Genomic DNA, 26129 nt, shown 5'->3' with positions numbered 1-26129 from the left:
GCATAGAATGAGCAAGCTTATCCTCTGCTCATTTAGCTTATCGAAATAGTTCAATTTCACCAATAAATAATTATGTCCTTTGGAAATATATTACAAAGGAAATAATTATTTTCTAAGACAACAAATTTCCAACGGAAAATATTTTCCGGGTAGAATAATCGAGACGGGGATAATGTTTACCGACGATCAGGCAAGAATAAAGCGTAAGAAGCTTTATCTGACAATTTTACATTGACATGACACTTGTGAGTTAATTACAACAATAGTAAAACAAAATGCAGGTCGATATGAATTGGGATTTGAAGAAGGTATGATTTTCTTTCAACTACGGGCACGATCAAACAACTTCATTGTAAAGATTGTTTAAAGAGACATTGTCATACAAACAACAAATAAGTAAAATGAGCAACTTATTTTCTCCCATAAAAATAGGCGGGATGGAATTGAATAATCGTATAGTTATTCCCCCAATGTGCCAATACTCTGCAGGAGACGGGCAAGCCAATGAATGGCATCTGGCGCACTATGGAAATCTCGCCATGTCGGGTGCCGCTCTGCTAATCATCGAGGCAACCGGCGTTAGCCCACAGGGACGTATCAGTTATGCCGACTTAGGATTATGGGACAAGAATACTGCCCATGCTTTAAGCAAGGTAATCAACTTTATCCGTTTGCATTCCGATATCAAGATCGGGATACAACTTGCCCATGCCGGAAGAAAAGCATCTACCGATTTAGGCTGGAAGCCTCATCGATATTTTCAACCTGATGATCCTCGCGGTTGGCAAGTTTATGCACCGTCTGCCATACCGTTTGGGGCAAATGGCATGGTTCCCAAATCCCTGACAAAAGAAGAGATAAAGGCCATCATCGCTCAATTTGCTGAAGCTGCGAAACTGGCATATTCTATCGGCATCGACATGGTGGAAATACATGGCGCACACGGATACCTGATCCATCAGTTCCTTTCACCCGTCTCCAACAAACGGACGGATGAATACGGAGGAAGCCCGGAAAACAGGATGCGTTTCGGCCTCGAAGTCTTCGATGCAATCAAAGCGGCTGTTCCGGCAGATTTTCCGGTAGGCATCCGTATATCAGCTACCGATTGGATAGAGGGTGGATGGGATATCGACCAGAGTATCGAGTTCGCCCGTGAACTGGACAAAAGGGGCTGTGGTTATATCCATGTTTCGACAGGTGGTCTGGATGGATCACAACAAATGCCGGCCTTGCACCCGGGCTATCAATTACCATTTGCCGAAGCCATAAAAAAAACTGTGAAAATGCCTGTAATCGGTGTCGGGCTGATTACAGATCCGGCAGAGGCTGAACAGGTAATCAAGGAAGAAATGGCAGATTTGATCGCAATAGGACGGGCCATGCTGTATGACCCGCGATGGGGATGGCATGCTGCAGCGGCTTTGGGTGCGCAGGTTACCCCTCCTCCTCAATATGTACGGAGTGAGCCACACGGTCAAAAGGAATTATTCAAAAAATAAGATTTATATCATTCTACTTCATGATGTAAGATTAACATTTACCAATCCGTTGTAGAAATCAATCAAAAATAGCTAAAGAATAAGAAAACCAATTCATTCACAAAATAGTAGAAATATGGGTACGGAAAAGATGAAAATTGAGATCTGGGCAGATATTGCCTGTCCATATTGCTTTATAGGTAAAAAGAAATTGGAAAACGCACTGCAGCTGTTTCCTCACGCTGATCAGGTGGAACTTGTCTGGCATAGTTACGAACTTGATCCCAGCTTAAAAAAGGAACCGAAGGATACTTCCTACCTCGATTTTTATAAGAATGAAAAAGATATCCTGGACGAGCTTTATCAATTGTCGGAGGCGGTCGGCATAAAATTCAATTTCGACAGGGTGGTTATTACAAGTACAGCAGATGCGCTACGGACGGTGAAGTTTGCACGCAACTATCATCTGGCAGCGGATACCATCGAAGCTTTCTTTCAGGCTTATTTTACCAATGGGGAATGTATCAGCGACAGAAAGGTCATCACAGAGATCGCGAAGAAGGTAGGTCTGCCTGTCGATGAACTTGTCAGAACGCTCGACAGCAACGAGTATATAGCCGAGTTAACTCAAGACATCCGTTACAGTGAGGATATATTGATTTTGCAATATATCCCGTTCTATCTGTTCAATAACAAAACAGTTATTCAGGGTTCCATTCCCGATGAAGTATATCTGGAAACATTAGAGAAGTCTTTTGCCAATTGGAATGTCAATGGAATATCTACCTCCGAAGAAAAGGAATTTGCCTTCTGCTATTCACCCAATGCATCCGGGCTGTCATGTTCTATAGGATGACCGTGCTATAATCTTTCCAATAAATTTGTAATATATAAGCAAAGATGTATTTACGAGGACATGCCATATCATATTTCTTCTAACTCTTATCGGATAGCCAGAACGGATAATTCTGCGGCTGAAACTTCTACCTCGTTTTCGTCGGTATGGGTCGTAAAGCGAATACGCATTTCTTTAAGCATAGACTTTACCAAGTTGCTTTGCCTTTCGTTTCCGGTTGTAATTATTATTGTTTCCATACTGATCTCCTTTTATTTCTCGTAAAGATATACGATTTTTTCCTTTTATCAAATACAAATATTTTTATCCGATAAACAAAAAAATTAAAGAATGCCACCTTTTTAAGGTGATGAAATCAATGATTTTTCTTATGGATAAGGTGATGAAAAAATGAAGTTTTTACTCACAAAATAAGAACTATGTAGGAATCAATAAAAAGCACCTATCAAAATTCCATTGATAAGTGCCTTATTTTAAAAGTGATCCCGCTGGGAACACATTTTTATCTCGTATAGATATAATAATCAATTATTTAATTTTCACAAAAGGCAAGTCCGTAACGAATTCGTAACGATTAAAAGGATGCCTTTTTGTCCTGTTTTGGCAGACCGCTGTAAGCCTAACTTCTAATTACAAATATACATCTTTTATTTGCGAATCAAAAATAAATTCGTATTTTTACGAACTGAATAATAATTATACTATGTCAAAGAAAGAATTAACAGCGGAACAAGAACAGATAGCACGTTTTGCCAAAGCAATGGGGCATCCTATCCGTATTGCTATATTGGAGATGTTGGCTAATCAGTCATGCTGCTATCATGGCGATATGTCTGAAATACTACCCATCGCTAAAAGTACACTATCGCAGCATCTGAACGAACTCAAAGATGCAGGATTAGTGCAGGGTACGATTACATTACCCACTGTCAAATACTGTATCAATAAAGAAAATTGGGAGAAGGCAAAGAGTTTGTTTTCAACATTCTTTATAGAAGTGAGCAATGATGATAATTGCAGTACGAAATAAAAAATTTGTTTATATTATTCGTGTTTTTGCGAATTACGAATAGACTATACATTAACGAATAAAAAGATGAAAATACTTATACTTTGTACAGGTAATAGTTGCCGCAGTCAGATGGCACATGGATTTCTACAATCGTTTGATGCTGCTTTAGATGTTCATTCCGCAGGGACAAAAGCCAGCGGAAAACTAAATCCAAAAGCAGTTGAAGTGATGAAAGATGCAGGCATCGATATTTCACATCACACATCAGACAGTGTGGATAAATACCTCAATGACGAATGGGATTATGTAATCACAGTCTGCGGTGGAGCAAAAGAAACTTGTCCCATGTTTTCGGGCAAGGTAAAACATCAATTACATATCGGATTTGATGATCCGTCCGATGCCGAAGGAACTCCCGAATTTATTCAAAGTGAGTTTATTCGTGTACGTGACCAAATAAAGGAAGCCTTTTATAATTTCTACCTCCAAATAAAAAAAGAAAATGAGCAGTAAAAAAATGGGATTCTTAAATAAGAATCTGACACTTTGGATATTTTTAGCAATGGCTATTGGTGTAGGCTTGGGATATTTCATTCCCTCCTTTAGCGGATATATAGATGCCATGTCGAGCGGAACAACAAATATACCTTTGGCGATTGGTTTAATACTGATGATGTATCCGCCATTGGCTAAGGTGAACTACAAACTTTTACCGAAAGTATTTACCAATGCCAAAGTATTGACAACCTCTTTAGTTCTCAATTGGATAATAGGTCCGGTATTGATGTTCGCTTTAGCCGTTATCTTTTTGCATGACTATCCCGAATACATGGTGGGTGTTATCCTTATCGGGTTGGCACGCTGTATTGCTATGGTTTTAGTGTGGAACGATCTGGCAGAAGGCAATGCAGAATATGGAGCAGGGCTTGTGGCTCTGAATAGTATCTTCCAAGTATTCTTTTATAGTTTCTATGCGTGGTTGTTTATCACAAAACTACCTCCGCTTTTAGGCTTCGAAGGTGCAATTGTCGATATTTCCATTGGTACAATAGCCGAGACGGTTGGTATTTATTTAGGAATCCCTTTTCTGATGGGTATTCTAAGTCGTGTGATACTTGTAAAAATAAAAGGGAAACAATGGTATGAAGAAAAATTTATCCCTGCCATTTCGCCCATTACGCTGATCGCTTTACTGCTGACTATCATCTTGATGTTTAGCCTGAAAGGGGAACTGATTGTTCAAATACCTATGGATGTAGTAAGAATTGCCATTCCTCTGATTATTTACTTCACGGTGATGTTCTTTATCAGCTTCTTTGCCAGCAAAGCGGCAGGAACACCCTATGACAAGAATGCTTCTATTTCATTCACAGCCACAGGGAACAATTTTGAATTGGCAATAGCAGTAGCAATCGGAGTATTTGGCTTACATAGCGGACAAGCTTTTGCCGGTGTGGTCGGGCCATTGGTAGAAGTGCCTGTATTGATCGGATTAGTCAATGTGGCTTTTTGGTTGAGAAAGAAATATTATACAGAAAAATTATAAATCTTATGTATAAAGCTGTATTTAAAATAGATAAAATGGATTGCCCTTGTGAGGAGAATCTTATACGTCTGAAATTAGAAAATATTGAAAATATTATTCATCAAGAATATGACTTAACAAACAGGATATTAACTATAATCCATACACACAATATCAAATTGATTGAAACTGCTATTGCAGAATTGGACTTAGGCTCTGCCCTATTGGAAAATGCAGAAACAGAATACATCGAACAAGAAAACGAGGATAAAAAACAAAGAAAAGCATTATGGGCTGTACTCATAATCAACTTTGCATTCTTCATTATTGAAATGACAACAGGCATCATTTCCAAATCAATGGGATTAGTTGCCGATAGTCTGGATATGTTGGCTGATGCGGCTGTTTACACATTAAGTCTTTTTGCTGTGGGGGCAGCCATAGCCCGAAAGAAAAAAGTAGCCCTAATAAGTGGCTATTTTCAAATACTGCTTGCTGTATTAGGTTTTATCGAAGTAATCAAGCGATTTGTAGGAATTGAAGAAGTACCACACTTTCAGACTATGATTGTCATTTCTATTCTTGCCCTTATTGCGAATACAGCTTGTTTACTGATTCTTCAAAGAACAAAAAGTAAAGATGCTCATATACAGGCAAGCTTGATATTCTCGTCTAATGATGTAATAATCAATGCAGGGGTAATTTTAGCAGGGGTAACAGTGTGGTGGCTCGATAGCAATATACCAGATTTAGTAATAGGCAGTATTGTATTCGCCATTGTAATAAGAGGTGCTTTACGTATTTTGAAATTAGCAAAAAACTAAATTAATATCATGTAAAACAAATAAATCATTAATTGTATGAACAAAAGTATTTTAATCCTATTCTTAGCTGTATTCTTTATTTCATGCGGAAATAAAACAGAAAACAAACAAGTACAAGAACCGACACAGGGAGAACAAACCGCTATAACGGCTGATGCTCCTATTGTAAATGTCTACTACTTTCATGGCAAACAACGTTGTAAAACGTGTATAGCAGTAGGCGACTTAGCAAAGAAAACCATCGAAGATGCTTATTCCGGTAATAACAATGTGAAATTTATCGAAGTAGATACAAGCGACAAACAGTTCGAAGATTTAGTAAATAAATATGAAGTATCATGGAACGCTCTTATTATCGCCAAAGGAGACAATTCGGTAGATATTACAGAGCAGGCCTTTGCCAATGCAGTTAATAATCCGATTGTCCTTAGCGATCTCATTAAGAAAGAAGTAAACCAAAGAGCATCATAAGCGTATGGAGTTCCTGCAACAATTAGTAGATAATTCGGATATTCCGATACTAACGGCGTTTATCTTAGGATTGATGACAGCTATCAGCCCTTGCCCATTGGCTACCAATATCACGGCGACAGCTTATCTTAGTAAGGATATAGCCGATAAAAAGCGTGTTCTTTTCAATGGTATATTCTATACATTGGGGCGTGTGTTCAGTTATACGGCTTTGGGATTGGTGTTTTATTTCGGTGCAAGTAAGTTTCAGGTAGCCAAAATGTTGCAAAATATCAGTGGCTTGTATTTGGGAATAGCCTTAATCATTATCGGAATATTGATGCTAGATATTATAAAGTTCAATATCCCGATATTAAACAGGCTGACAGCGAAAATCGGCGAAAAGAAAATGAAAAAGAATTATCTGAATGCTTTTCTGCTAGGCGTGTTATTCGCATTAGCCTTCTGCCCATACAGCGGTGTCCTTTATTTTGGAGTGCTGATTCCGATGACAATCAGCAGTGCATCGGGGCTGCTTCTACCTCCTGTATTTGCCATCGCCACAGGATTGCCTGTTATCATTATCGCTTACTTATTGGCATACAGTATGTCGAATGTAGGGAAGTTCTATAATCGAATGAAAAGCTTTGAGGTATGGTTCAGACGTATTATCTCAGCTGTATTTATTGTAGTAGGAATCTATTATATAATCATGAATATTTAAAAGTAACCATATGGAAATAATAATATTAGGCACAGGGTGTGCCAAGTGTAAGACAACATTCGATGTTGTACAATCAGCTGTTGCCGATTCGGGGATAGATGCCACGGTATCTAAAGAAGAAGATATACTGGAAATTGTAAAATACAATATCATGTCGTTGCCTGCCGTAGTGGTCGATGGCGAAGTGAAGATAAAAGGCTATGTGCCGACCCAAGAAGAAGTATTAAAAATAATAACCGCATAAAAAGAAACCGATATGTTAGATTTGAAAGTAGATACTCGCAAAACGATGAAGATATATGATTCTGCACTTTGCTGCCCGACAGGCTTGTGTGGTGTGAATATAGATCCCGAACTTATGCGTATTGCAGTAGTGGTAGAAACATTGAAACGCAAAGGCATACTTGTAGAACGTTACAACCTGAAAGATAATCCACAGGTATATGTAGATACAAAAGTGATAAACGATTGCCTGATGAATGAGTCGGCAGACGTATTTCCCATTACGATGCTCGATAATGAAATTGTGATGAAGAAAGCCTATCCGAGCAACAAGCAAATAGCCGAATGGCTACAAGTAAAAGAGGAAGAGCTAACTACTAAACAAGAATAAAACGATAGAAAAATGAAAATATATAATCCATCTACAGCGAATTACACGCAATATATCTTCTTTACAGGTAAGGGCGGTGTGGGTAAAACCTCTATTGCTTGTGCCACAGCCGTCAATCTTGCCGATAGTGGAAAGAAAGTCCTTTTGATAAGTACCGATCCGGCATCTAACTTGCAAGATGTTTTTAATATGGAGCTGAATAACAAGGGTACACAAATCAAAGAAGTGCCGAATCTGACCGTTGTCAATCTCGATCCCGAACAGGCTGCTGCTGAATACCGGGAATCGGTTATTGCTCCATTCAGAGGGAAATTGCCCGAAAGCGTCATTGCCAATATGGAAGAACAGCTATCCGGCTCATGTACTGTCGAGATCGCAGCCTTCAACGAGTTCTCTAACTTTATTACCGATGAAGATAAACGAAAAGGCTTCGACCATATTATCTTCGATACCGCTCCTACCGGACATACCCTGCGTATGCTGCAACTGCCATCGGCATGGAATACTTTTATTGCCGAAAATACCACCGGAGCATCTTGCTTGGGGCAACTGTCGGGATTGGAGGATCGAAAAGAGGTGTATAAAGAAGCTGTGAGAACATTGTCGGACGAAACACAAACAACGATGTTTCTTGTTAGCCGTCCCGACGAAAGTCCGTTGGCTGAAGTAGAACGCTCGTCCAATGAACTATTGGAAACAGGCATAAAATCGCAGCATTTGATTATCAACGGCGTATTGGATAATTACGACCCGAATGATGCAATATCGAAACAATTATACGACCGTCAGCAAAAGGCATTGAATAATCGCTCCCAAGCCTTATTAAAATTGACTACTTATTTTGTGCCTTTACGCTCATACAATATGACCGGTATCGATAATATCCGTAATATGCTGAATGTGGATAAGATATCAGTAAACGAACAAAAGACAATTGACACAACGAATTTTAAAACGATTGATACCATCATTGATGATTTGTACACAGCAGGAAAACGAGTGATTTTCACAATGGGAAAAGGCGGTGTAGGCAAAACGACTATTGCCGGAGACATTGCCAGAGGGCTGGCTAAGAAAGGTGTAAAAGTACATCTGACCACAACCGACCCTGCCAATCATTTGGCTTTTGTGGAAACAGAAGTAGCGGGTATTACCGTAAGCCATATTGATGAAAAAGCAGTATTGGCTGCTTACCAGAAGAATGTATTGGATAAGGCAAGAGAAACAATGGGCGATGCTGATTTGAGCTATATTGAAGAAGATTTGCGGTCGCCATGTACACAAGAGATAGCTGTTTTCAATGCTTTCGCCGAAATTGTCGCTAAAGCCGACAACGAGGTAGTGGTAATTGACACTGCACCGACAGGACATACTTTATTGTTACTTGATTCTACTCAAAGCTATCACAAGGAAGTAGAGCGTACACAGGGTAATATTACTCCTGCTGTTCAGAATCTATTGCCACGTCTGCGAAATGAGAAAGAAACGGAAGTAATAATTGTTACTCTCCCCGAAACGACACCCGTTTTTGAAGCTCAACGTCTGCAACAGGATTTACAGCGTGCCGGGCTAAAAAATAAATGGTGGGTGGTTAATTCAAGTTTATTGCTTACTGATACGAATAACCCATTCCTGAAAGCGAAAGCACAGAGTGAAATACAATGGATAGAAAAGGTGAAAGAAATTTCAAATGATAATTTTGCTGTGATTGCGTGGAGTGAGAAAGGATGATAACTAAAAAATGAATTATTATGAACCCATGTTGCAATATACAAAAATCTGTACAAGAATTTTATGATTCTCTATTCTCTTTTGCACTGAGCAAAGTGGGGAATAAGGAGGCTGCCGAGGATATTGTGCAAGAAGTGATGTATCGGTTTTCAAAAGCCTATCAGGACAATGTGAACATTGAGCATATCAGAGGTTGGCTGTATCAAACCTCTAAATATGTTATTGCAGACTATTTCAGAGGTACAGACACAAATATTCCTTTTGAAGAATTGGCTGCATATGATGAGCCTGATATAGAGAATCCGATTGAAGCTGATTGGCAGAATGAATGTATCCGAAATCTGATAAAAATGCTACCCGAAGATTATTCAGTTCCGCTGTATCTTAGTGATATTGAAAATATGCCCCAAAAAGATATTGCTGACAAATTAGGGATAAAACTATCGGCAGCCAAAATGCGGATACAACGAGCACGGAAAATGCTACATGGCTCGTTCATGGATTGTTGCAATATTATTTTAGATAAAAACGGAGCTTTTGTAAAGTGTGATGTAAAAGATTCCTGTACGCCCTTATTGCTAGCCGAAAAAGAATTTTGTAAACAAAATTGCTAAATTATTCTACTGATACAGAGAGCGATTCAATTAATTGAGTCGCTTTTTTTATGTGATTATGTGTCTTTTTCTGTTTTTCTCCGACTTCTTATATGAACCAAAAATAGAAAAGATATGATAAAGAGAATCACAATTTTTGAGATGGGAGGATGCTGCTCTACCAGCTTGATGAACACTGACAGTTACACAGAACTGCAACGGCTTGATAGCTATGCAGACTTTCTTAAAACTAAAGACATCGAACTAATCCGTGTCAATGTAGCCATGAAACCCGATTTGCTCGCTCAAATTCCCAATATCGACGATTATCTGGACGAGAAAGGAATAGAAGTATTTCCTCTAACAATTATCGAGAACAAAGTAGTCAAAGACAAGTCCTATCCAACGCAGGAAGAATTGGCTGTGTGGACCGGAATAGAATTTAGTAATAACCAATAAAAATAGTTAGAATGAAAAGAGATCAATTAGTGGCATATAAGCCCGAAAGTATCGACTTGACCAAGTATATGTTTTTCACAGGTAAGGGTGGAGTAGGCAAAACATCTATTGCGTGTGCAACAGCCGTCAGCCTTGCCGATGCCGGAAATAAAGTATTGTTGATTAGCACCGATCCTGCATCCAATCTGCAAGATGTTTTCAGTACCGAATTAAATAACAAAGGAACTGTTATCCGAGATATTCCAAACCTGACAGTCATAAATCTGAATCCCGAAGATGCAGCCAAAGATTATAAAGAATCTATCATTGCTCCATACAGAGGGAAAATGTCCGAAGCAATAATCAAAAATATCGAGGAACAATTATCCGGCTCATGTACTGTTGAAATTGCTGCTTTCAATGAATTTTCCGAAATTATAACAAGCAAGGAAAAATCGGAGCAGTACAACTACATCCTATTCGACACTGCTCCCACAGGGCATACACTAAGAATGTTAGAACTTCCATCAGCATGGGGAAACTATATCAGTAATGAAGCCCCATCTGCTAATTATGTTGGGCAACTATCAGGCATGAGAGAAAAGCAGGCCATGTACATGGAGGCAGTGAAAAAATTATCTGACTCAGCTTACTACTTTGGTATTGGTATCACGACCCGATTATACGCCTTTGGAAGAGGTATCTCGCTCATCTTCCGAATTATGGGATATGGATATAAAAAATCAGTGGATGGTTGTCAATGGTTTGTTAGACCATGTAGATGAAAACGACCTTATATCCAAAGAACTATACGATAAGCAGACGAATGCGTTGGAACAACAACCTCACAATTTGGATTCATTGAAAAGTTTCTTCGTACCGCTTCGGTCCTACAATCTGACAGGAGTAGAAAATTTGCGAAACTTCTTTACTCTAGATATGGTGCCCGATAGTAAAGAGCAAGAATCGGTTAGCGAGTATCAGACATTGAAAGAATTGGGCAACTATCTGCGGGAAACCAACAAACGTGTGATATTCACGATGGGAAAAGGTGGTGTAGGCAAAACTACAATGGCTGCATCAATAGCTATTGACCTTGCGTCAAGAGGTCAAAAGGTACATTTGACAACAACAGATCCGGCAGACCATTTGAAGTTTATCATTCATGGAGAAAATAATATCACAGTGAGTCGTATAGACCCCGAAGCCGAATTAATCGCTTATGAAAATGAAGTGATTGACAAGGCAATCAAAGCAGGGAAGACCGAAGAGGAAGTTGCTTATGTGAAAGAAGATTTGAAATCTCCCTGTACCAAAGAGATTGCTGTATTCCGAGCATTTGCAGATATAGTAAAGAAAGCTGATACCGAAGTCGTAATTATCGATACCGCTCCCACAGGACATACTTTGCTGCTTTTAGACACTACCCAAAGCTATCACAAAGAGGTAGAAAGAACGCAAGGAAATATCCCTGAATCAGTAAGAAACTTGCTTCCTCGTCTTCGAGATAAGAATGAGACAGAAGTTATTATCGTTACATTACCCGAAGCAACACCTGTTCTTGAAGCCGAACGTCTGCGAGAAGATTTACAACGAGCAGGAATAGAAAATAAGTGGTGGATAGTGAATAACAGCATGGTAAATACGCCTACCCAAAGTCCGTTACTGAAAGCAAGGGCAGTTGCCGAAACAAAATGGATCAATGAGGTGAATCGTATTTCGTCGGGCAACATGGTGTTAGTTCCTTGGCAAAACCAAGAGTTGAAGGGTGAAAATCTGAAATTATTACTTCAATAAAATCAAAGTAAATATGAAAAAGAAAAAAGCGAAAGATTCTTGGGATAAATTGTTTGCAACAACTTCTAAGGATTGTTGCTGCTGTACGCCAAATAAGAAATCTGAAACAGATATTCAGAACGGCAAGACAGAGGAACAAAAATCATCTGTAAATAAATAAGATGGACGGTTCTGTATCAAAACAAGATGCAGGACTTTCCTATTTCTTTACATTCATTAAAACATATAAATCATGAGTAAATTAAGAACAATCGGCTCAGCTATTGTGGGCATTTCATCATCTATATTGGCATTTCTTGGTATGATAACGTGTTGTGGTCTGCCTATTATTGCAGGAATACTGGCATCAATCGGCATCGGAGCTTCTCAGTTAACATTCTTTGCACAATACAAGAATATTTTCATTGGAGCAGCTATATTATCCTTGCTATTTGGATTTTACCAACTATACTTTAAGAAAGAGAAGAGTTGTTGCAGTTCTACCGATACTTGTTGCAACTCGAACGAAGAAACCGAAAATAATAAAAGCCGTAAATCAAATCGGATTCAAAAAATAATTCTTTGGCTCGCAGCAGCAATTGTCATATCTATATTAGTTTGGGGAGACAAACTTAGTAATACAGACAATAGTCTCAATAATGTGTCTATTGAAACGACAAAAAAAACAAGTTGTTGTCCTACCAAAGATTCGATCTTGGAGGAACCTGAGCCTGTTGGTTGTTGTCAGTCTTTATATATTTTTATCCAAAAAGTTATTCCTTAATATATAAAAATCATCTTATTATGAAAAAAACAAAAGGCATAAATAAATTCACTCACTTTAAAAGGATCTGTCAAGAGAAGATTTTTTATGAGTGGGGGTTTACTGTAAAAGAAATTGTTGGTATGTCTGTATTCATTCTTGCCCTGGCCGGTATTCTCACATTCTGGATAGTTGGTGAGAAAAGAATTAATGAACAATATGCCAGAGAGTACTGGGAATTAAATAGATATTATCGGCAAAAAGAAAAAGAAATGAATTTAGACAGAAGAATATATGGAAAAGAATTCGACATAGAAAAAGAGTTCGATCATTATTTCAGGGAAAAGCGTAGTTTGAGGTAAAACGGCGTTTGATCCCCCAAATTTTGAAATATTTTTTCTTCCTTACCTTACATTCAAGCCAACTTATTACTCATCAGATATTGATTAAGTGCAACAGCTCCTATATCTTGTAAATAATAGACAAGATCATCTTCGGTATTAAGGGAAAATTTAAGAATATCCCCTCCTTCATACGTTCTGTAGGAACAATCTAAACCAAGTTGAGCATTGAATTTTGTTGCTTTAACTTTTGTTTCACACAAGCTAGTAATTCGATTTTAGATGTTAATTTAAAAAGGGAAAGTTCGTGATGTCATTTCCAATTATGTTCCTCACCAAGCCATTTGAAAATGAGATCAACTCCTTTTACGCCGAGACTCCGTAAACGAAGTAAATCCTGTTTGGTATAATAAGTTAGTTCTCCAACCGTTTCAATTCTTCTTCCTCTAAGAACACAAATTATTATTGTTATATTTTTTGGAGCTACTTTATTTTTTTCTCCCCAATTGCGGAAGTCTGGAGCAAAGGGCATATTATATGGTACCTCTCCTATGATTTTTATGATCGCTTTCCTTTTTAATTCCACATAATATTTACTAAACTCTGAGAATGAAATAAGATGATTAAAAAGAAGCGAAGGAAGGCTATCCATAGCAACAAATCGATCACATGAAGTCAGGAAACCATAGATGACTTTTTCATCATCACTCAAGGGCCTGTTTAATAATTTATTAATTTGCAAAATACAGTCGGAGTGGGTAATTCCTCCGATAACAGCTTCATTAACGGAAACTGCTGGGCAGATTACTTCTTCTTTTACCATTCTATTAAGGATTACTATATTCTGTACAAAGTCAAAAAATACTCTCCGTAAAAGGCAAATTTCTTTTGCTTCTTTTCTTTGTTTGCCTTTTTTCCAAAGAAAAGAAGTTCCGGAAATTTTCTCATTTAGGGAACAACAAACATAATAAAAAAAATAGAAATATCAACTGATTTTGAGCGGTTGAGTACGAAAATCTTTCAGGTTTAGAAAGAATCCGCGTATATCAGTCAATCCGTTCCGGAACAAGTTCCAAAGGAGCGAACAACCCATTTGCGCCAACGTTGCATTGATAAACAAATCCTGCTTTTCGAGTGCTTCAGCAAGAGAGCAACTCGGCGTGTCGTCCGATAATTCGGACTGCTTCAACAGTTCGCCAAATTCATCCGTCACAAAAGGTAGATTGTCGACAAGCATAAACTTTTCGGATTTTGGTTGGTGCAATTCGCCAACGGTGGAGAGAATAACCTGCCCTGCGTGTTGGCTGTTGCCGAAGTCGAGCCAGTAAGCAGGTGTACAACTGTAATAACGTCTGTTCTCTTTTAGCTCCGTCAGTATCTCAGCGATCTCGAAACGAGTCTTTACGTTGTCCACACACGAAATGGTAATCGTAGCGCTTGCCTGTTTGGGGATATTACCCTGCGTATCTTTTTCAAATTTTCGGCTTTCGGCTTTCCAATTCGTGCCGAAAAATCGGTTAGTCCGGTTAATCAATGCTAAACAAAAACGGGCGGATAGAAATTGGCCGGACTTGCCCGCATTTCTACCCGCCGGTTTTTGACACTTTAAAATGAATCCTCCCTTCGACTTATTGACTGACAAAAACCTGTGTTGTGAGGCAATATGCCGAGAGTGAGGAAAGAACCAACATATTTAAAAGAAAGTATGCAAAAAAGGGAATTGTCCGAACGTGTTCGGGTTTTTTCCTTTTTTGTATTTTTTCGTTTACAGATAGTAGAATTCGGTGAGGCTTACCGGATAATTTTGTAACTGAATGGAACGGAAGTGGAATGATGGCTTCAACAAAATCAGACGGTGTGCCACAATCGTTCAGTTCGCTGAATTTCTAAACTTTTTTTTAGTCTAGTGGCCAATTAAAGCCAAATAATGCCACGGAGAGACAATAGTAAAAGATCTTAAATCAACTATTTAAGTTTACCAATGCGGAATAATCCGTCATGGTAAAATAGTTAAAATAAAGTTGATGATGGAAAAAGAAAACAAGCATGGATTAACTCCTGAAAGAGTTATCCAAATCTTGAAAAAAAAAGGAACCTATGTAAATTTGGAAGAAGCAAAAATAATCTTAGATTTTGTTAATAAAATTGCTCACATCGCAGTTAATCAATATCTTAGAGGTTGCATTTGAATTTATATGGATAATTAAAGAAACTGTTATGAAACCAGCAGATTTGTATATACGAGTATCAACTGAGGAACAGGCAGACAAGGGCTATTCTCAGCGCGACCAGGAAGATCGTTTAAGGAAGTATTGTGAAATAAAGAGCATTCCTATAAGAAATATTTATATAGAAGATCACTCTGCCAAATCATTCAAACGTCCCGAATGGCAAAAATATTTATCTAACTTACGTAAATTAAAAAACAACAAATCAGGTATATTGTTACTTTTTACCAAGTGGGACAGATTCAGTAGAAACGCAGGTGATGCTTATCAAATGATTAATCTATTGAGGACATTTGGAGTCGAGCCAGGGGCTATTGAACAGCCATTAGATTTAACCGTTCCTGAAAATAAAATCATGTTGGCATTCTATCTTGCGGCGCCAGAAGTTGAGAATGACAGGAGAGCACTTAACGTCTTTCATGGAATGCGAAGGGCGAGGAAAGAAGGTAGGTATATGGGACCAGCTCCGCTGGGATATATCAATAAAATAACCGAAGATAAAAAGAAATATATTGGTTTACATGAGTTTGAGGCTCCAATTTTAAGGTGGGCATTTGAACAGATTGTCTCTAATAATTTCAGTACCGAACAGATTTGGAAAAAGGTTCGGGAAAAAGCAAATGGAAAAGGACGGTTTAGTAAGAACAATTTTTGGCTAGCTGTACGAAACCCATTGTATTGCGGTAAAATTTTCGTTCCCCCGTTTAAAGAAGAAGAAGGATATTTTGTTATAGGACAACATGAACCACTCATTAGTGAAAAGATGTTTTATGATGTTCAAGCTGTCCTTGATGGGAGAACACGAGTTGTAAAACCGAAAATAATGTCAATGGACAATTTACCGTTAAGAGGGTTTCTTAAATGCCCTAATTGTAATCGAATGTTGACGGGAAGTGCTTCCAAAGGCAAAATGGGCGTATACTATTATTATTATCATTGTACTTCATCATGTGGAACAAGATTCAGGGCTGAAGAAGTTAATGAGGCTTTCGTGAAACAGTTACGTTATTTATCCCCAAAATCTGGTATTGTTGATGTTTTTATTGAAGCATTCCTAAAAGATTTCAATATGCAGACTAAAACCCAAAATGCTGAACGGGCTAATATCATAGCCCAGATTGATACTTTAAACAAACGTTATCAAAATGCTCTTATAAAGAATGCAGATGGAGAGTTGGATTACGATGATTTTCAAGAACTAAAGAAATTGACTAAATCAAGGATTGAGGCATTGGAAAAAGAACTAAATAATTTGGCAGTCGCAAGTACAGAAATAAGAGATCTAATGGCTTCTTCATTAAAAAAGGTTGCTAATATTGACAAACGGTATGAGTATGGAAATATAGAAGAGAAAAGAACTATTATAAGTTCGATCTTCCCTGAAAATCTTGTTTATGACGGGACAAGATATCGAACTCAAAGAATAAATTCCGCCATAAGCCTCATATATCAGAATACCAACAAATTAAAGGGCAAAAAAAATGGGACAAATCTCTTTTTTTCAGACTTGTCCCGAGAAGTGATCCGAGCGGGATTCGAACCCACGACCCACAGCTTAGAAGGCTGTTGCTCTATCCAGCTGAGCTACCGGACCATCCTTTTGAATCAGGCTGCAAAAATAACACAATTCTCAGAATAAAAAAAATATATGAATCGCTAATTTATATATCTTTGTGGGATTCGGATATTATATTCCTTAAACCGTTTTTGATTCAACAATATGGACAGAAGAACATTCATCAAGAGATCATCCCTGGCAACAGCCACAGTGGCAACGGGATTTCATTCTCCGCTGTTCGCACAACATACCTCCAATTTAAAGATCGGATTGATCGGGAGTGGATGGTATGGCATGGTGATCGCCAAAGCGGCACTGCAAGCCGGCGGAGTGGAGATTACAGCTATCTGCGATGTGGACACTGCCCACCTGAGAAACAGTGCCACTGAACTGGAAACATTACAGGGATCAAAACCCGGAGAGTTTAAGGATTACCGGGAACTGTTGAATCTGCCGGGATTGGACTCGATACTAATAGGAACGCCTCCCCACTGGCATGCCCTGCAATTTATAGCTGCCTGCAAGAAAGGGCTGCCTGTTTATTGTGAAAAGCCGTTGGCTTATGATGTGGATGAAGGGAAAACGATGATGGAAGCGGCACGGAAAGCAGGAAACATTGTGCAGATAGGTTTTCAACGACGCCAGAACAAAGCGTTCCAAAAGGCGAGGGAATTGATTCAAAACGGAGATTTAGGCAAAATCCGTCAGATAGGTGCACAGATACATTATAATCCGGGAAATGCAGATACCACTGTACAGGATCCCCCCTCCTCTCTGGATTGGGGCGCATGGTGCGGCCCCGCCCCAAAGCTACCCTACAGCCCATCCATCGGACATGGTAGCTGGAGGCTCGAGAAAGAATACGGCAACGGCCACCTGGTCGACTGGGGTATCCACCATATAGACATCATCCGCACTATTATGGATTTCGGAATGCCGGAATCAATCCTGGCTACCGGAAGCCTTGACGTGTTGGAAGGAAGGATAACCACACCCGATACACTTCTGGCAGCCATGCATTTCAAAGATTGCCCGGTTATCTGGCAACACAGGCTTTGGGGTACAGGGGATCTGAATCCTCAATTCAACAACGGTATATTCTTCTACGGAGAGAAAGGCACCTTGTTTGCTTCCGACAATAAATTGATACTGACGCCCTCTGGAAGGGAGATGGAACAACAGGTGATGGATATCGATACACCCGATATGCAGGAGAAACATCTGGCTGAATTTATCAATGCAGTCAGGACAAAAGATAAAAGTCTGGTAAGTTGCGATGTGGAAGATGCTTTCCAATCGACTGCCACAGTTCAGTTAGCCATGATCGCCTATGAAACCGGTAGTGAAGTGGAATGGGATACTGTCGGGAACAGAATCTCAGGAAATGAAGAAGCCGGAAAACTATCGGCACGTCCATACCGCCAGGGGTATATAAGGCCTATTTATTGATATATAAACTGTCATACAGATATCTTTAACACAACAGGACAAACATGTCAACACTCTTTTTAATCTTTATCATCTTATCGGCAGTGGCCATTCTGCTGTTTATGGTCCTGAAACTCAAGATCAGTGCATTTATTGCATTGCTGATCACCTCCATTTATGTAGGTATCATCTCCGGGATGCCGCTGAACGCCATTACCCACTCCATTCAGGAAGGGATGGCAGGTACACTCGGGTTTGTCGCCACAGTCGTAGGATTGGGAGCGATTTTCGGGCAGATGCTGGAGAGTTCGGGAGGTGCAGAGTCGCTTGCTCATTATTTAGTGAACAAGTTTGGCAAAGAACGGGCGCCCTGGGCAATGGTATTAACGGGGTTTATTGTCGCGATCCCTGTCTTTTTCGACGTAGGGTTTATCATTCTGGTTCCCATCGTGTACGCACTATCGCGAGATACCAAACGGTCGCTGCTCTATTATGCCATACCCCTGCTGGCCGGACTGGCAGTTACCCACAGTTTTATTCCGCCTACCCCGGGGCCGGTTGCGGTGGCAGACATTATCAATGCGCAGTTGGGATGGGTTATCCTGATGGGATTTATACTGGGTATTCCGACCGCCATTATTGCAGGACCTGTTTTCGGTAAATATATTTCACAAAAGATATATCTGGAAGCTCCTTATAGTGATGAGGAGACCCCTACAGCGTTCGATGAAAAGGCATTTCCATCATTCAGGATGATCGCGGTTATCATCTCGATACCATTGCTTCTGATCCTTCTCAACACATTCACTACCGTAGCGGTCTCAAAAGAAATTGTAAGGAAATCGGTCCTCACCGACGTACTGGAGTTTCTTGGGCATCCTTTTTCCGCACTGATCATCGCGACCCTTGTTGCCACCTATTTCTTGTGCATAAAAAGAGGAATGGATAAGCAAAAAGTTCTCGACCTGAGTACAAAGGCGCTGGCTCCCGCCGGGATTATTATCCTGATCACCGGTGCAGGGGGAGTGTTGAAACAGGTGCTGGTCGATAGCGGAATCGGTCAGATCATGGCAGAATCAATGGCCAATTCACCTCTACCCCCTATCCTGCTGGCATGGATCATTGCCGCCGTGGTAAGGGTAACGCAGGGTTCCGCTACGGTAGCGATGATCACCGCAGCAAGTATCATCGCCCCTATTATCAGTGAATTCGGGTTGAACGATCCTCAGCGGGCACTGGTGGTGATATCTATCGCCTCAGGGGCTACCTTGCTGTCGCATGTCAACGACAGCGGATTCTGGCTGGTCGGAAAATACCTGGGGATGAATGAAAAGCAGACATTACAAAGCTGGACAGTAATGGAGACTATCATCGCTTTTTGCGGATTGGTATTCACATTACTGGCCAGCCTGTTTTTTTAGTGAATTGGCCATTATAAGATCCCCTGGCTCATCATCGCTTTGGCAACCTTCATGAATCCGGCAATATTTGCGCCTTTCACGTAATTAATATAACCATCACTTTCAGTGCCGTATTTCACGCAATTTTCGTGGATATTGCCCATGATCCATTTCAGTTTTTCATCGACTTCTTCCGCAGTCCAACTGTAACGTTCTGAGTTTTGGGTCATTTCCAGTCCGGAAACCGATACTCCTCCCGCATTGGCTGCCTTACCGGGTGCATATAGTATTTTATCCGCCTGGAACACCGCGATAGCTTCGGGGGTACTCGGCATATTGGCACCTTCCGACACAGCGATTACACCGTTCTTCACAAGCGCTTCGGCATCTGCCTGGTCGATCTCGTTCTGGGTGGCCGAAGGAAGGGCAATATCGCCTTTCTCTCCCCACGGACGTGCTCCGGGGACATATTTACATCCGTACTCTTCCGCATATTCACGAATACGACCGCGGTAAAGATTCTTCAGTTCCATCACAAATTCCAGTTTTTCTCTGGTGATACCGTCGGGATCATAAATATAACCGTCGGAATCGGACAGGGTGACGGGAATAGCACCTAATTCCAGCAACTTCTCGCAGGTATACTGAGCCACATTACCCGATCCGGATACCAGGCATTTTTTTCCTTTGATATCAATATTTCTGGTTTTCAGCATCTCCAACAGGAAATAAACATTCCCATAGCCGGTGGCTTCGGGACGGATAAGCGATCCGCCGAACTCGCGCCCCTTGCCGGTAAAGGTGCCGGTGAATTCCTCAGCCAGCTTCTTGTATTTACCGAACATATAACCTACTTCACGGCCACCCACACCTATATCGCCGGCAGGCACGTCGGTATTGGGCCCGATAACTTTCCACAGACCTTCCACAAAAGCCTGGCAGAACCGCATCACCTCCGCATCGGATTTACCTCGTGGTGAGAAATCAGAACCTCCTTTGGCTCCTCCCATCGGCAAGGTAGTGAGTGCATTTTTAAAAGTCTGTTCAAAAGCAAGGAACTTCAAAATAGAAGGCGATACCGAAGCATGAAAACGAATCCCGCCCTTATACGGGCCAATAGAATTGTTATGCTGTACGCGGTAACCCATGTTAGTCTGTACATTTCCCTTATCATCTACCCATGTAACACGGAAAGTATGGATCTTGTCGGGGATGACCAACCGTTCGATCAGGTTTGCTTTTTCGAACTCGGGATGTTCGTTATATACATCCTCAATGGATTCCACTACTTCCTCTACTGCCTGATGATATTCAGGCTCATTGGGAAAACGCCTTTTTAGAAGACCTAAAACTTCTGAAGATTTCATACGATTATTTTATTTTTTCTTGTCGGTGTATGGAACTCGCGATAATCATCATCTTGGGTATAATGATGTTCATGCTCGTTTCATACGTCAATATTAATCTTTTACACTAAGGTCGTATGGAAGGAACCCCCGGTACAGTGAGACAAACCGGGCAAACCTCACAACAATCACGAGTCCGGCCCTCATCTGTCAGAGTCCGGCTTCCTGAAAAACCTCACAACTTAAATATTGTTATTAAATAACCACTTTGAAATGCAAAGGTAGGAATAAATTTCTAAAACAAAAATATTCCATACTTTTTTATTAAATATGTTACTAAAAGAACTATTTTTTTAGATTTCTGTAAATAGGGATAAAAACTATTGCTCCCGACATGAGAAGAGAGATAATGGTAAACGGGGTTATTACTGCATATAAAAGGATATATACAACCAATACAATCCAAAGGATTATGATAAATGCAATTTGTGTCTGAGAAAGTTTCCTTCTTGCCATATTTCTTGAAATAGATCTTTGTGATATCACAAAGATACGATCTCCTCTATCCCATGCAAAATAATATAACGCAAAATTTTAAAGATAGATCATTTACATTTTTACAAACATTTTGATCTATAATAATCTAATATAACATTAAAATGATAGTTATATTAGTTATTTTATATCATTAACACATAGGATCAAATATTAAATCCCATTTTTTCTTTGAAATCTCAAAAAGTTAATGCACTTTTGCACGTCCATTATGAAGGCAACCGGAATATTTTGTCAAGCAATACGCGCAAAATAATAAACACAAACCTCAAATTGAATTATATGTGTGGAATAGTTGGATATATAGGTAACAGGCAAGCTTACCCCATTTTAATAAAAGGGCTCCGCCGGCTGGAGTACCGTGGATATGACAGCGCCGGGATTGCGTTGATCGACAATGAACATCTCAAAGTATACAAGGCGAAAGGGAAAGTGGAGGAACTGGAGCAGTTTGCCCGGCAAAAAGATATCACAGGAACAATTGGGATCGCACATACCCGGTGGGCAACCCACGGCGAACCGACGCATAATAACGCGCATCCTCATTATTCGCAATCGGAAGAGATTGCCATCATTCACAACGGGATTATTGAGAATTATGCCGTGCTAAAAGAAGGGTTGATGAAAGAGGGATATATATTCCAAAGCGAAACCGATACCGAAGTACTGGTACAGTTGATAGAATATATGAAAAAAACGAACGGCACGGATCTTCCTACTGCCGTACAGTTGGCCTTGGGACAGGTTGTCGGTGCCTATGCCATTGCCGTTCTCGACAAACATAATCCCGACCTGATCGTTGCTGCCAGAAAAGGAAGTCCTTTAGTAGTAGGAATAGGGGAAGATGAATATTTTATCGGTTCCGACGCGACCCCCATTATCGAATACACCAATAAGGTCACTTATATCGGTGAGGAAGAGATTGTCACTATCATACGGAACGAACCACTAAAGATCAAAACAATAGGAAACATTGAAAAGACTCCGCAGATCCAGCAACTTGAGATGACGTTGAGTCAACTTGAGAAAGGGGGTTATCCCCATTTCATGTTGAAGGAGATATTCGAGCAACCTCACTCATTGAGTGATTGTATGCGTGGAAGGGTGAATGTGGACAAGGATAATATCACCCTGGCCGGTTTTATCGACAACAAGGAAAAATTCCTGAATGCCAAGCGGATCATCATCACAGCCTGCGGCACTTCCTGGCATGCCGCGCAGATCGGTATGTATGCCATTGAAGAGTATGCCCGCATCCCGGTGGAGGTCGAATATTCATCGGAATTCCGTTACCGGAAGCCGGTCATCCACAAAGACGATATCGTCATCACCATCTCCCAGTCGGGTGAAACTGCCGATACACTGGCGGCGGTAGAGCTGGCCAAACAGCATGGGGCATTTATCTTCGGTATCTGTAACGTTGTCGGTTCTTCCATACCCCGGAATACACATTCGGGTTGTTACACCCATGTGGGTCCCGAAATCGGTGTAGCCTCCACAAAAGCGTTTACGGCGCAGGTCACAGTGCTTACCATGCTGGCCATCCTTATCGGAAAGGAGAATGGGACAATTTCACAGGATAAGTATCTGGAACTGATCAGGGAATTAAGCCTGATACCTGATAAGATAGGTAAAGTATTAAAGAAGAACGACCAGATCGCAGAACTGGCGAAGACTTTCACCTATGCCAGCAACTGTATTTATCTGGGCAGGGGATATAATTTCCCGATCGCCCTGGAAGGTGCCCTGAAACTGAAAGAGATCTCCTATATACATGCCGAGGGTTATCCTGCGGCAGAGATGAAACATGGCCCGATAGCGCTTATCAGCAATGAAATGCCGGTAATAGCCATTGCAACCCAATCAGAGACTTACGAAAAAGTATTAAGCAATATACAGGAAATAAAAGCCCGCAAAGGGAGGATCGTTTCGATAGTCACTGAAGGCGACGAAATAATAAAAGGCCTATCATCCCATACGATTGAAGTACCCGAAACGTTACCCTGTCTGGCTCCCTTGCTTTCGGTGATTCCCCTTCAGCTACTCGCCTATCATATTGCAGTGGTGAAAGGATGCGATGTGGATCAGCCCCGTAACCTGGCAAAATCAGTAACGGTCGAGTAGCAGTGAGGCGGCATTCCGTTCCGATACCGACTTGTTATACTGTTCCTTGAAGTTACGGTGCGATTTCATCAGATTACTCGATTGCAGGGTGATAATCTTCGATTCATTGACTAGATTGAGGAAGAGAATACTGCTACGGGTAGTCGACTCACCCGCTTTTACCCGTTTTATCTGGCGTTTGGTCAATTTCGGATTCAAATCGAGGATTGTCTCCCGCATATTTACAATCAGGGCAAACTGGCTGTAGTCACCTGATTTTTCCATCTTTTTATATGCTGCAAATGCGTCGGAAAGAATTTTATAGATAATGATCAGGTCTTCGATCTGTTCTCTTGAGAAGGCTGAGTGATTATTGTCGATATGCCGGAAAGCAGCCTCTGTAATGGCTTTCAGCGATTTGGTAATCTCATAGGAAAAACCCACTAACTGCACATACTCCTGTTCGAGTTCCAACGCATTCATTTGTATGGTCTCCAGCGTGGGAACCACTTCATAATCCCGCTTATCCTTGAATTTCTCATAGAGTTCATATGCCTCACCCATCGCTTTCTTTACAACCTTCCTATCCTCATCTCTCATTCCTTCCACGACGCTTTTATAGATAAAGAGCGTTTTATCCAGCATCAGGTGGATTTCATTATCACAGGAGGCGACCAGTTGCTGTTCACTGGAAAGGATTTGCTGATGTTGCTCTTCTTTGGATTTCCGCCTGGAATGTAACCTTCCCGATTTAAACAGGATAAAACCGACCAGCAATACCATCACGACAATAGCGATCTTTCCACCCCACATCAGGAATAACCCTACAAGCATAGAAACGGAAAACGCTATGAGGGCGGTAAGCAACCATCCAGCCACCACCGTAAGGACACCATTGATACGGTACACGGCACTCTCACGTCCCCAGGCCCGGTCGGCAAGCGAACTACCCATCGCCACCATAAAAGTCACATAGGTGGTAGACAAGGGCAATTTCAATGAGGTTCCAAGTGAGATCAGCAGGGCGGCAATGGTAAGGTTGACGGATGCCCGTATCAAGTCGAACGAAGCTCTATTTTCCAATTCTACCGGTTCAAATTGCCTGTCAATAAATTCTTTTGCCGATACCGGCATTATCTTGTCGATAGATTTGCTGAGATTGAGGCTGCTCCTTACCATACTGCGGGAGAGAGGTGACGAGGAAAATCGCTCTACTCCATCCCCTTTGCGGGCCAGATTCACTTCCGTTTCAGTGACGGAGCGGGATTTTTTGGAAAACCAAAGCGCCAGTACCATAATTACACCTGCACCCAGCAACCACCGGATATTGGCTACCACCGGTTCTGATAAACGCCCCATATGGAGTTGGCTGATATCACCGCCCGTTGCAGCCACTTCCTGTGCTATATTGAATGAATCGTAGCCGGCCATGAACACGCCGATAAAATTCACCAGGTCATTCCCTGCAAAGGCCATCGCCAGTGCGGCTGTTCCGGTCAATACGATCACCTTTAATATCTTTACCCGGAAAAGATGTTGCAATATACCCATGAACAACGTCCAGCTGACAAAAGTATACAGAAGAGCCATTGCCATGTTGCGTTCCAGATAGTGAAGCATATCGGCGCTCACCAGCACACTACCCTTCAATCCCTTAAAAATGGCGAAATACGTAATTGCCGTAAGAGCGATTCCACCCCAGACAGCCCCCAGGTACTTAAATGTTTTGTTGTAATTGAAAGAAAATATCAAACGGGAGATATACATGATCATACTACCCGCCAGAAATGCAATAGCAATGGAAATGAATATACCACCTATGATAGCCAGCGCTTTTCCACTATTAATAAATTCCCCGATATGCTCAGCCGACCCGGAAGTCCAAACGGAAAAAAGGGCCACTGCCACCGCTGCACCCAATAACTCGAATACCAGGGAGACGGTAGTGGAGGTAGGTAATCCAAATGTATTGAAGAGGTCAAGGAGAATGATGTCTGTCAGTATCACCGCCAGGAACAACATCATAATGGCCGGGAATGTGAATTTCTCCGGATAGAAAACGCCGCTCCGGGCAATCTCCATCATCCCGCTGGAAAACATCGTACCGATCATCACTCCAACAGAGGCTACGGTAAGGATTACCCAAAGGGGGGCTACTTTTGATCCGATACTGGAATTGAGAAAGTTTACCGCATCGTTTGCTACTCCCACAACAAGGTCTAATGCCGCCAGGCCTAACAGGATAATTACAATAATCAGGTAAATAGGATCCATCTTATGCTAAAAAAAATTCGGCACAAAGGTCTCCTATAAATGTTACAAAACGGTTACATCCCGGTTACAATATTGTTAAGATTTGAAATACGATCCGGGGCAAATAAATT

General features: G+C 40.8%; 25 protein-coding genes, 1 tRNA gene and 2 pseudogenes. 22 read left to right on the top strand and 6 right to left on the bottom strand.

Annotated features, from left to right (window positions below):
- Positions 1-401: 401 nt before the first annotated feature.
- Both ABV001_RS14095 and ABV001_RS14090 read left to right on the top strand, forming a co-directional pair.
- Positions 402-1502 carry an NADH:flavin oxidoreductase/NADH oxidase gene (locus ABV001_RS14095; RefSeq protein WP_352423399.1) on the top strand — a complete coding sequence of 367 codons (1101 nt, stop codon included), beginning with the start codon at positions 402-404 and terminating at the stop codon, positions 1500-1502.
- 115 nt (positions 1503-1617) lie between these two features.
- Positions 1618-2337 carry a DsbA family oxidoreductase gene (locus ABV001_RS14090; protein WP_352423398.1) on the top strand — a complete coding sequence of 240 codons (720 nt, stop codon included), beginning with the start codon at positions 1618-1620 and terminating at the stop codon, positions 2335-2337.
- An 86-nt stretch (positions 2338-2423) separates the two neighbouring features.
- Here the strand turns inward: ABV001_RS14090 and ABV001_RS14085 are convergent, their stop codons facing one another.
- Positions 2424-2576, bottom strand: coding sequence for a hypothetical protein (locus ABV001_RS14085; RefSeq protein ID WP_352423397.1), 153 nt, complete (start codon positions 2574-2576; stop codon positions 2424-2426).
- A gap of 464 nt (positions 2577-3040) precedes the next feature.
- On the opposite strand from ABV001_RS14085, the gene ABV001_RS14080 reads away from it, so the two are divergent.
- The 15 genes and pseudogenes from ABV001_RS14080 to ABV001_RS14010 all read left to right on the top strand — a co-directional run bounded on the left by ABV001_RS14080 (position 3041) and on the right by ABV001_RS14010 (position 13148).
- Positions 3041-3367 carry an ArsR/SmtB family transcription factor gene (locus ABV001_RS14080; protein ID WP_352423396.1) on the top strand — a complete coding sequence of 109 codons (327 nt, stop codon included), beginning with the start codon at positions 3041-3043 and terminating at the stop codon, positions 3365-3367.
- Positions 3368-3433: 66 nt separating this feature from the next.
- Entirely contained in the window at positions 3434-3862 is a 429-nt protein-coding gene (locus ABV001_RS14075) for an arsenate reductase ArsC (protein WP_352423395.1), read from the top strand.
- Positions 3852-4895: an ACR3 family arsenite efflux transporter gene (gene arsB / locus ABV001_RS14070; RefSeq protein ID WP_352423394.1), complete on the top strand. Its 1044-nt coding sequence runs from the start codon at positions 3852-3854 to the stop codon at positions 4893-4895. Before ABV001_RS14075 ends, arsB begins: the two co-directional genes overlap by 11 nt.
- Before the next feature lie 5 nt (positions 4896-4900).
- Positions 4901-5698 (top strand): cation efflux transmembrane domain-containing protein, encoded by a 798-nt coding sequence (locus ABV001_RS14065; RefSeq protein WP_352423393.1) that lies wholly within the window; start codon positions 4901-4903, stop codon positions 5696-5698.
- A 36-nt stretch (positions 5699-5734) separates the two neighbouring features.
- Positions 5735-6169, top strand: a complete 435-nt coding sequence (locus ABV001_RS14060; RefSeq protein ID WP_352423392.1) for a nitrophenyl compound nitroreductase subunit ArsF family protein — start codon at positions 5735-5737, stop codon at positions 6167-6169.
- 4 nt (positions 6170-6173) lie between these two features.
- On the top strand, positions 6174-6872 hold the full coding sequence (locus ABV001_RS14055) for an aromatic aminobenezylarsenical efflux permease ArsG family transporter (protein ID WP_352423391.1): 699 nt from the start codon (positions 6174-6176) through the stop codon (positions 6870-6872).
- Positions 6873-6882: 10 nt separating this feature from the next.
- Complete coding sequence (locus ABV001_RS14050; RefSeq protein ID WP_352423390.1) at positions 6883-7116, top strand: thioredoxin family protein; 234 nt, start codon at positions 6883-6885, stop codon at positions 7114-7116.
- A gap of 12 nt (positions 7117-7128) precedes the next feature.
- Positions 7129-7485: an arsenite efflux transporter metallochaperone ArsD gene (gene arsD, locus ABV001_RS14045; protein ID WP_352423389.1), complete on the top strand. Its 357-nt coding sequence runs from the start codon at positions 7129-7131 to the stop codon at positions 7483-7485.
- A 12-nt stretch (positions 7486-7497) separates the two neighbouring features.
- Positions 7498-9216 carry an arsenical pump-driving ATPase gene (gene arsA / locus ABV001_RS14040; RefSeq protein ID WP_352423388.1) on the top strand — a complete coding sequence of 573 codons (1719 nt, stop codon included), beginning with the start codon at positions 7498-7500 and terminating at the stop codon, positions 9214-9216.
- Between the two features lie 20 nt (positions 9217-9236).
- Positions 9237-9830 carry a sigma-70 family RNA polymerase sigma factor gene (locus ABV001_RS14035; RefSeq protein WP_352423387.1) on the top strand — a complete coding sequence of 198 codons (594 nt, stop codon included), beginning with the start codon at positions 9237-9239 and terminating at the stop codon, positions 9828-9830.
- 114 nt (positions 9831-9944) lie between these two features.
- Positions 9945-10268, top strand: coding sequence for an arsenic metallochaperone ArsD family protein (locus ABV001_RS14030; RefSeq protein WP_352423386.1), 324 nt, complete (start codon positions 9945-9947; stop codon positions 10266-10268).
- A gap of 11 nt (positions 10269-10279) precedes the next feature.
- Positions 10280-12044, top strand: a pseudogene (gene arsA / locus ABV001_RS14025) (arsenical pump-driving ATPase).
- A 13-nt stretch (positions 12045-12057) separates the two neighbouring features.
- The gene (locus ABV001_RS14020) at positions 12058-12204 is read left to right on the top strand and encodes a hypothetical protein (protein WP_352423385.1); all 147 of its coding nucleotides are present in this window, start codon (positions 12058-12060) and stop codon (positions 12202-12204) included.
- A 72-nt stretch (positions 12205-12276) separates the two neighbouring features.
- Positions 12277-12807 carry a hypothetical protein gene (locus tag ABV001_RS14015; RefSeq protein WP_352423384.1) on the top strand — a complete coding sequence of 177 codons (531 nt, stop codon included), beginning with the start codon at positions 12277-12279 and terminating at the stop codon, positions 12805-12807.
- Between the two features lie 20 nt (positions 12808-12827).
- Complete coding sequence (locus ABV001_RS14010) at positions 12828-13148, top strand: hypothetical protein (protein WP_352423383.1); 321 nt, start codon at positions 12828-12830, stop codon at positions 13146-13148.
- Positions 13149-13440: 292 nt separating this feature from the next.
- Here the strand turns inward: ABV001_RS14010 and ABV001_RS14005 are convergent, their stop codons facing one another.
- Positions 13441-13950: a hypothetical protein gene (locus ABV001_RS14005; protein WP_352423382.1), complete on the bottom strand. Its 510-nt coding sequence runs from the start codon at positions 13948-13950 to the stop codon at positions 13441-13443.
- 162 nt (positions 13951-14112) lie between these two features.
- Positions 14113-14769 (bottom strand): PRTRC system ThiF family protein, encoded by a 657-nt coding sequence (locus ABV001_RS14000; protein ID WP_352423381.1) that lies wholly within the window; start codon positions 14767-14769, stop codon positions 14113-14115.
- Positions 14770-15151: 382 nt separating this feature from the next.
- Here ABV001_RS14000 and ABV001_RS13995 point away from each other — a divergent pair, with 382 nt between their 5' ends.
- Together ABV001_RS13995 and ABV001_RS13990 are read left to right on the top strand one after the other, a co-directional pair.
- Positions 15152-15316, top strand: coding sequence for a hypothetical protein (locus ABV001_RS13995; protein WP_352423380.1), 165 nt, complete (start codon positions 15152-15154; stop codon positions 15314-15316).
- A 28-nt stretch (positions 15317-15344) separates the two neighbouring features.
- Positions 15345-16349, top strand: a pseudogene (locus ABV001_RS13990) (recombinase family protein); the annotation flags it as partial.
- A 526-nt stretch (positions 16350-16875) separates the two neighbouring features.
- Here the strand turns inward: ABV001_RS13990 and ABV001_RS13985 are convergent.
- Positions 16876-16949, bottom strand: a tRNA-Arg gene (locus ABV001_RS13985).
- 126 nt (positions 16950-17075) lie between these two features.
- On the opposite strand from ABV001_RS13985, the gene ABV001_RS13980 reads away from it, so the two are divergent.
- A complete protein-coding gene (locus ABV001_RS13980; protein ID WP_352423379.1) occupies positions 17076-18362 on the top strand; it encodes a Gfo/Idh/MocA family protein in 1287 nt (428 codons plus the stop codon).
- 44 nt (positions 18363-18406) lie between these two features.
- Entirely contained in the window at positions 18407-19762 is a 1356-nt protein-coding gene (locus tag ABV001_RS13975; RefSeq protein WP_352423378.1) for a GntT/GntP/DsdX family permease, read from the top strand.
- Positions 19763-19773: 11 nt separating this feature from the next.
- Here ABV001_RS13975 and ABV001_RS13970 read toward each other — a convergent pair whose 3' ends face one another.
- Entirely contained in the window at positions 19774-21108 is a 1335-nt protein-coding gene (locus ABV001_RS13970) for an NADP-specific glutamate dehydrogenase (protein WP_352423377.1), read from the bottom strand.
- Positions 21109-21924: 816 nt separating this feature from the next.
- Between ABV001_RS13970 and glmS the strand changes: the two genes are divergently transcribed.
- A complete protein-coding gene (gene glmS, locus ABV001_RS13965; protein WP_352423376.1) occupies positions 21925-23766 on the top strand; it encodes a glutamine--fructose-6-phosphate transaminase (isomerizing) in 1842 nt (613 codons plus the stop codon).
- On the opposite strand, the gene ABV001_RS13960 is transcribed toward glmS, so the two are convergent.
- The gene (locus ABV001_RS13960) at positions 23749-26019 is read right to left on the bottom strand and encodes an inorganic phosphate transporter (protein ID WP_352423375.1); all 2271 of its coding nucleotides are present in this window, start codon (positions 26017-26019) and stop codon (positions 23749-23751) included. The two genes, glmS and ABV001_RS13960, sit on opposite strands and share 18 nt — an antisense overlap.
- Positions 26020-26129: the final 110 nt, after the last annotated feature.

The organism is Proteiniphilum sp., assembly GCF_040307845.1.
Taxonomy (GTDB): domain Bacteria; phylum Bacteroidota; class Bacteroidia; order Bacteroidales; family Dysgonomonadaceae; genus Proteiniphilum.
The sequence above is the reverse complement of the archived record's forward strand: the minus strand, read 5'-3'. Positions and strand labels throughout refer to the sequence as shown.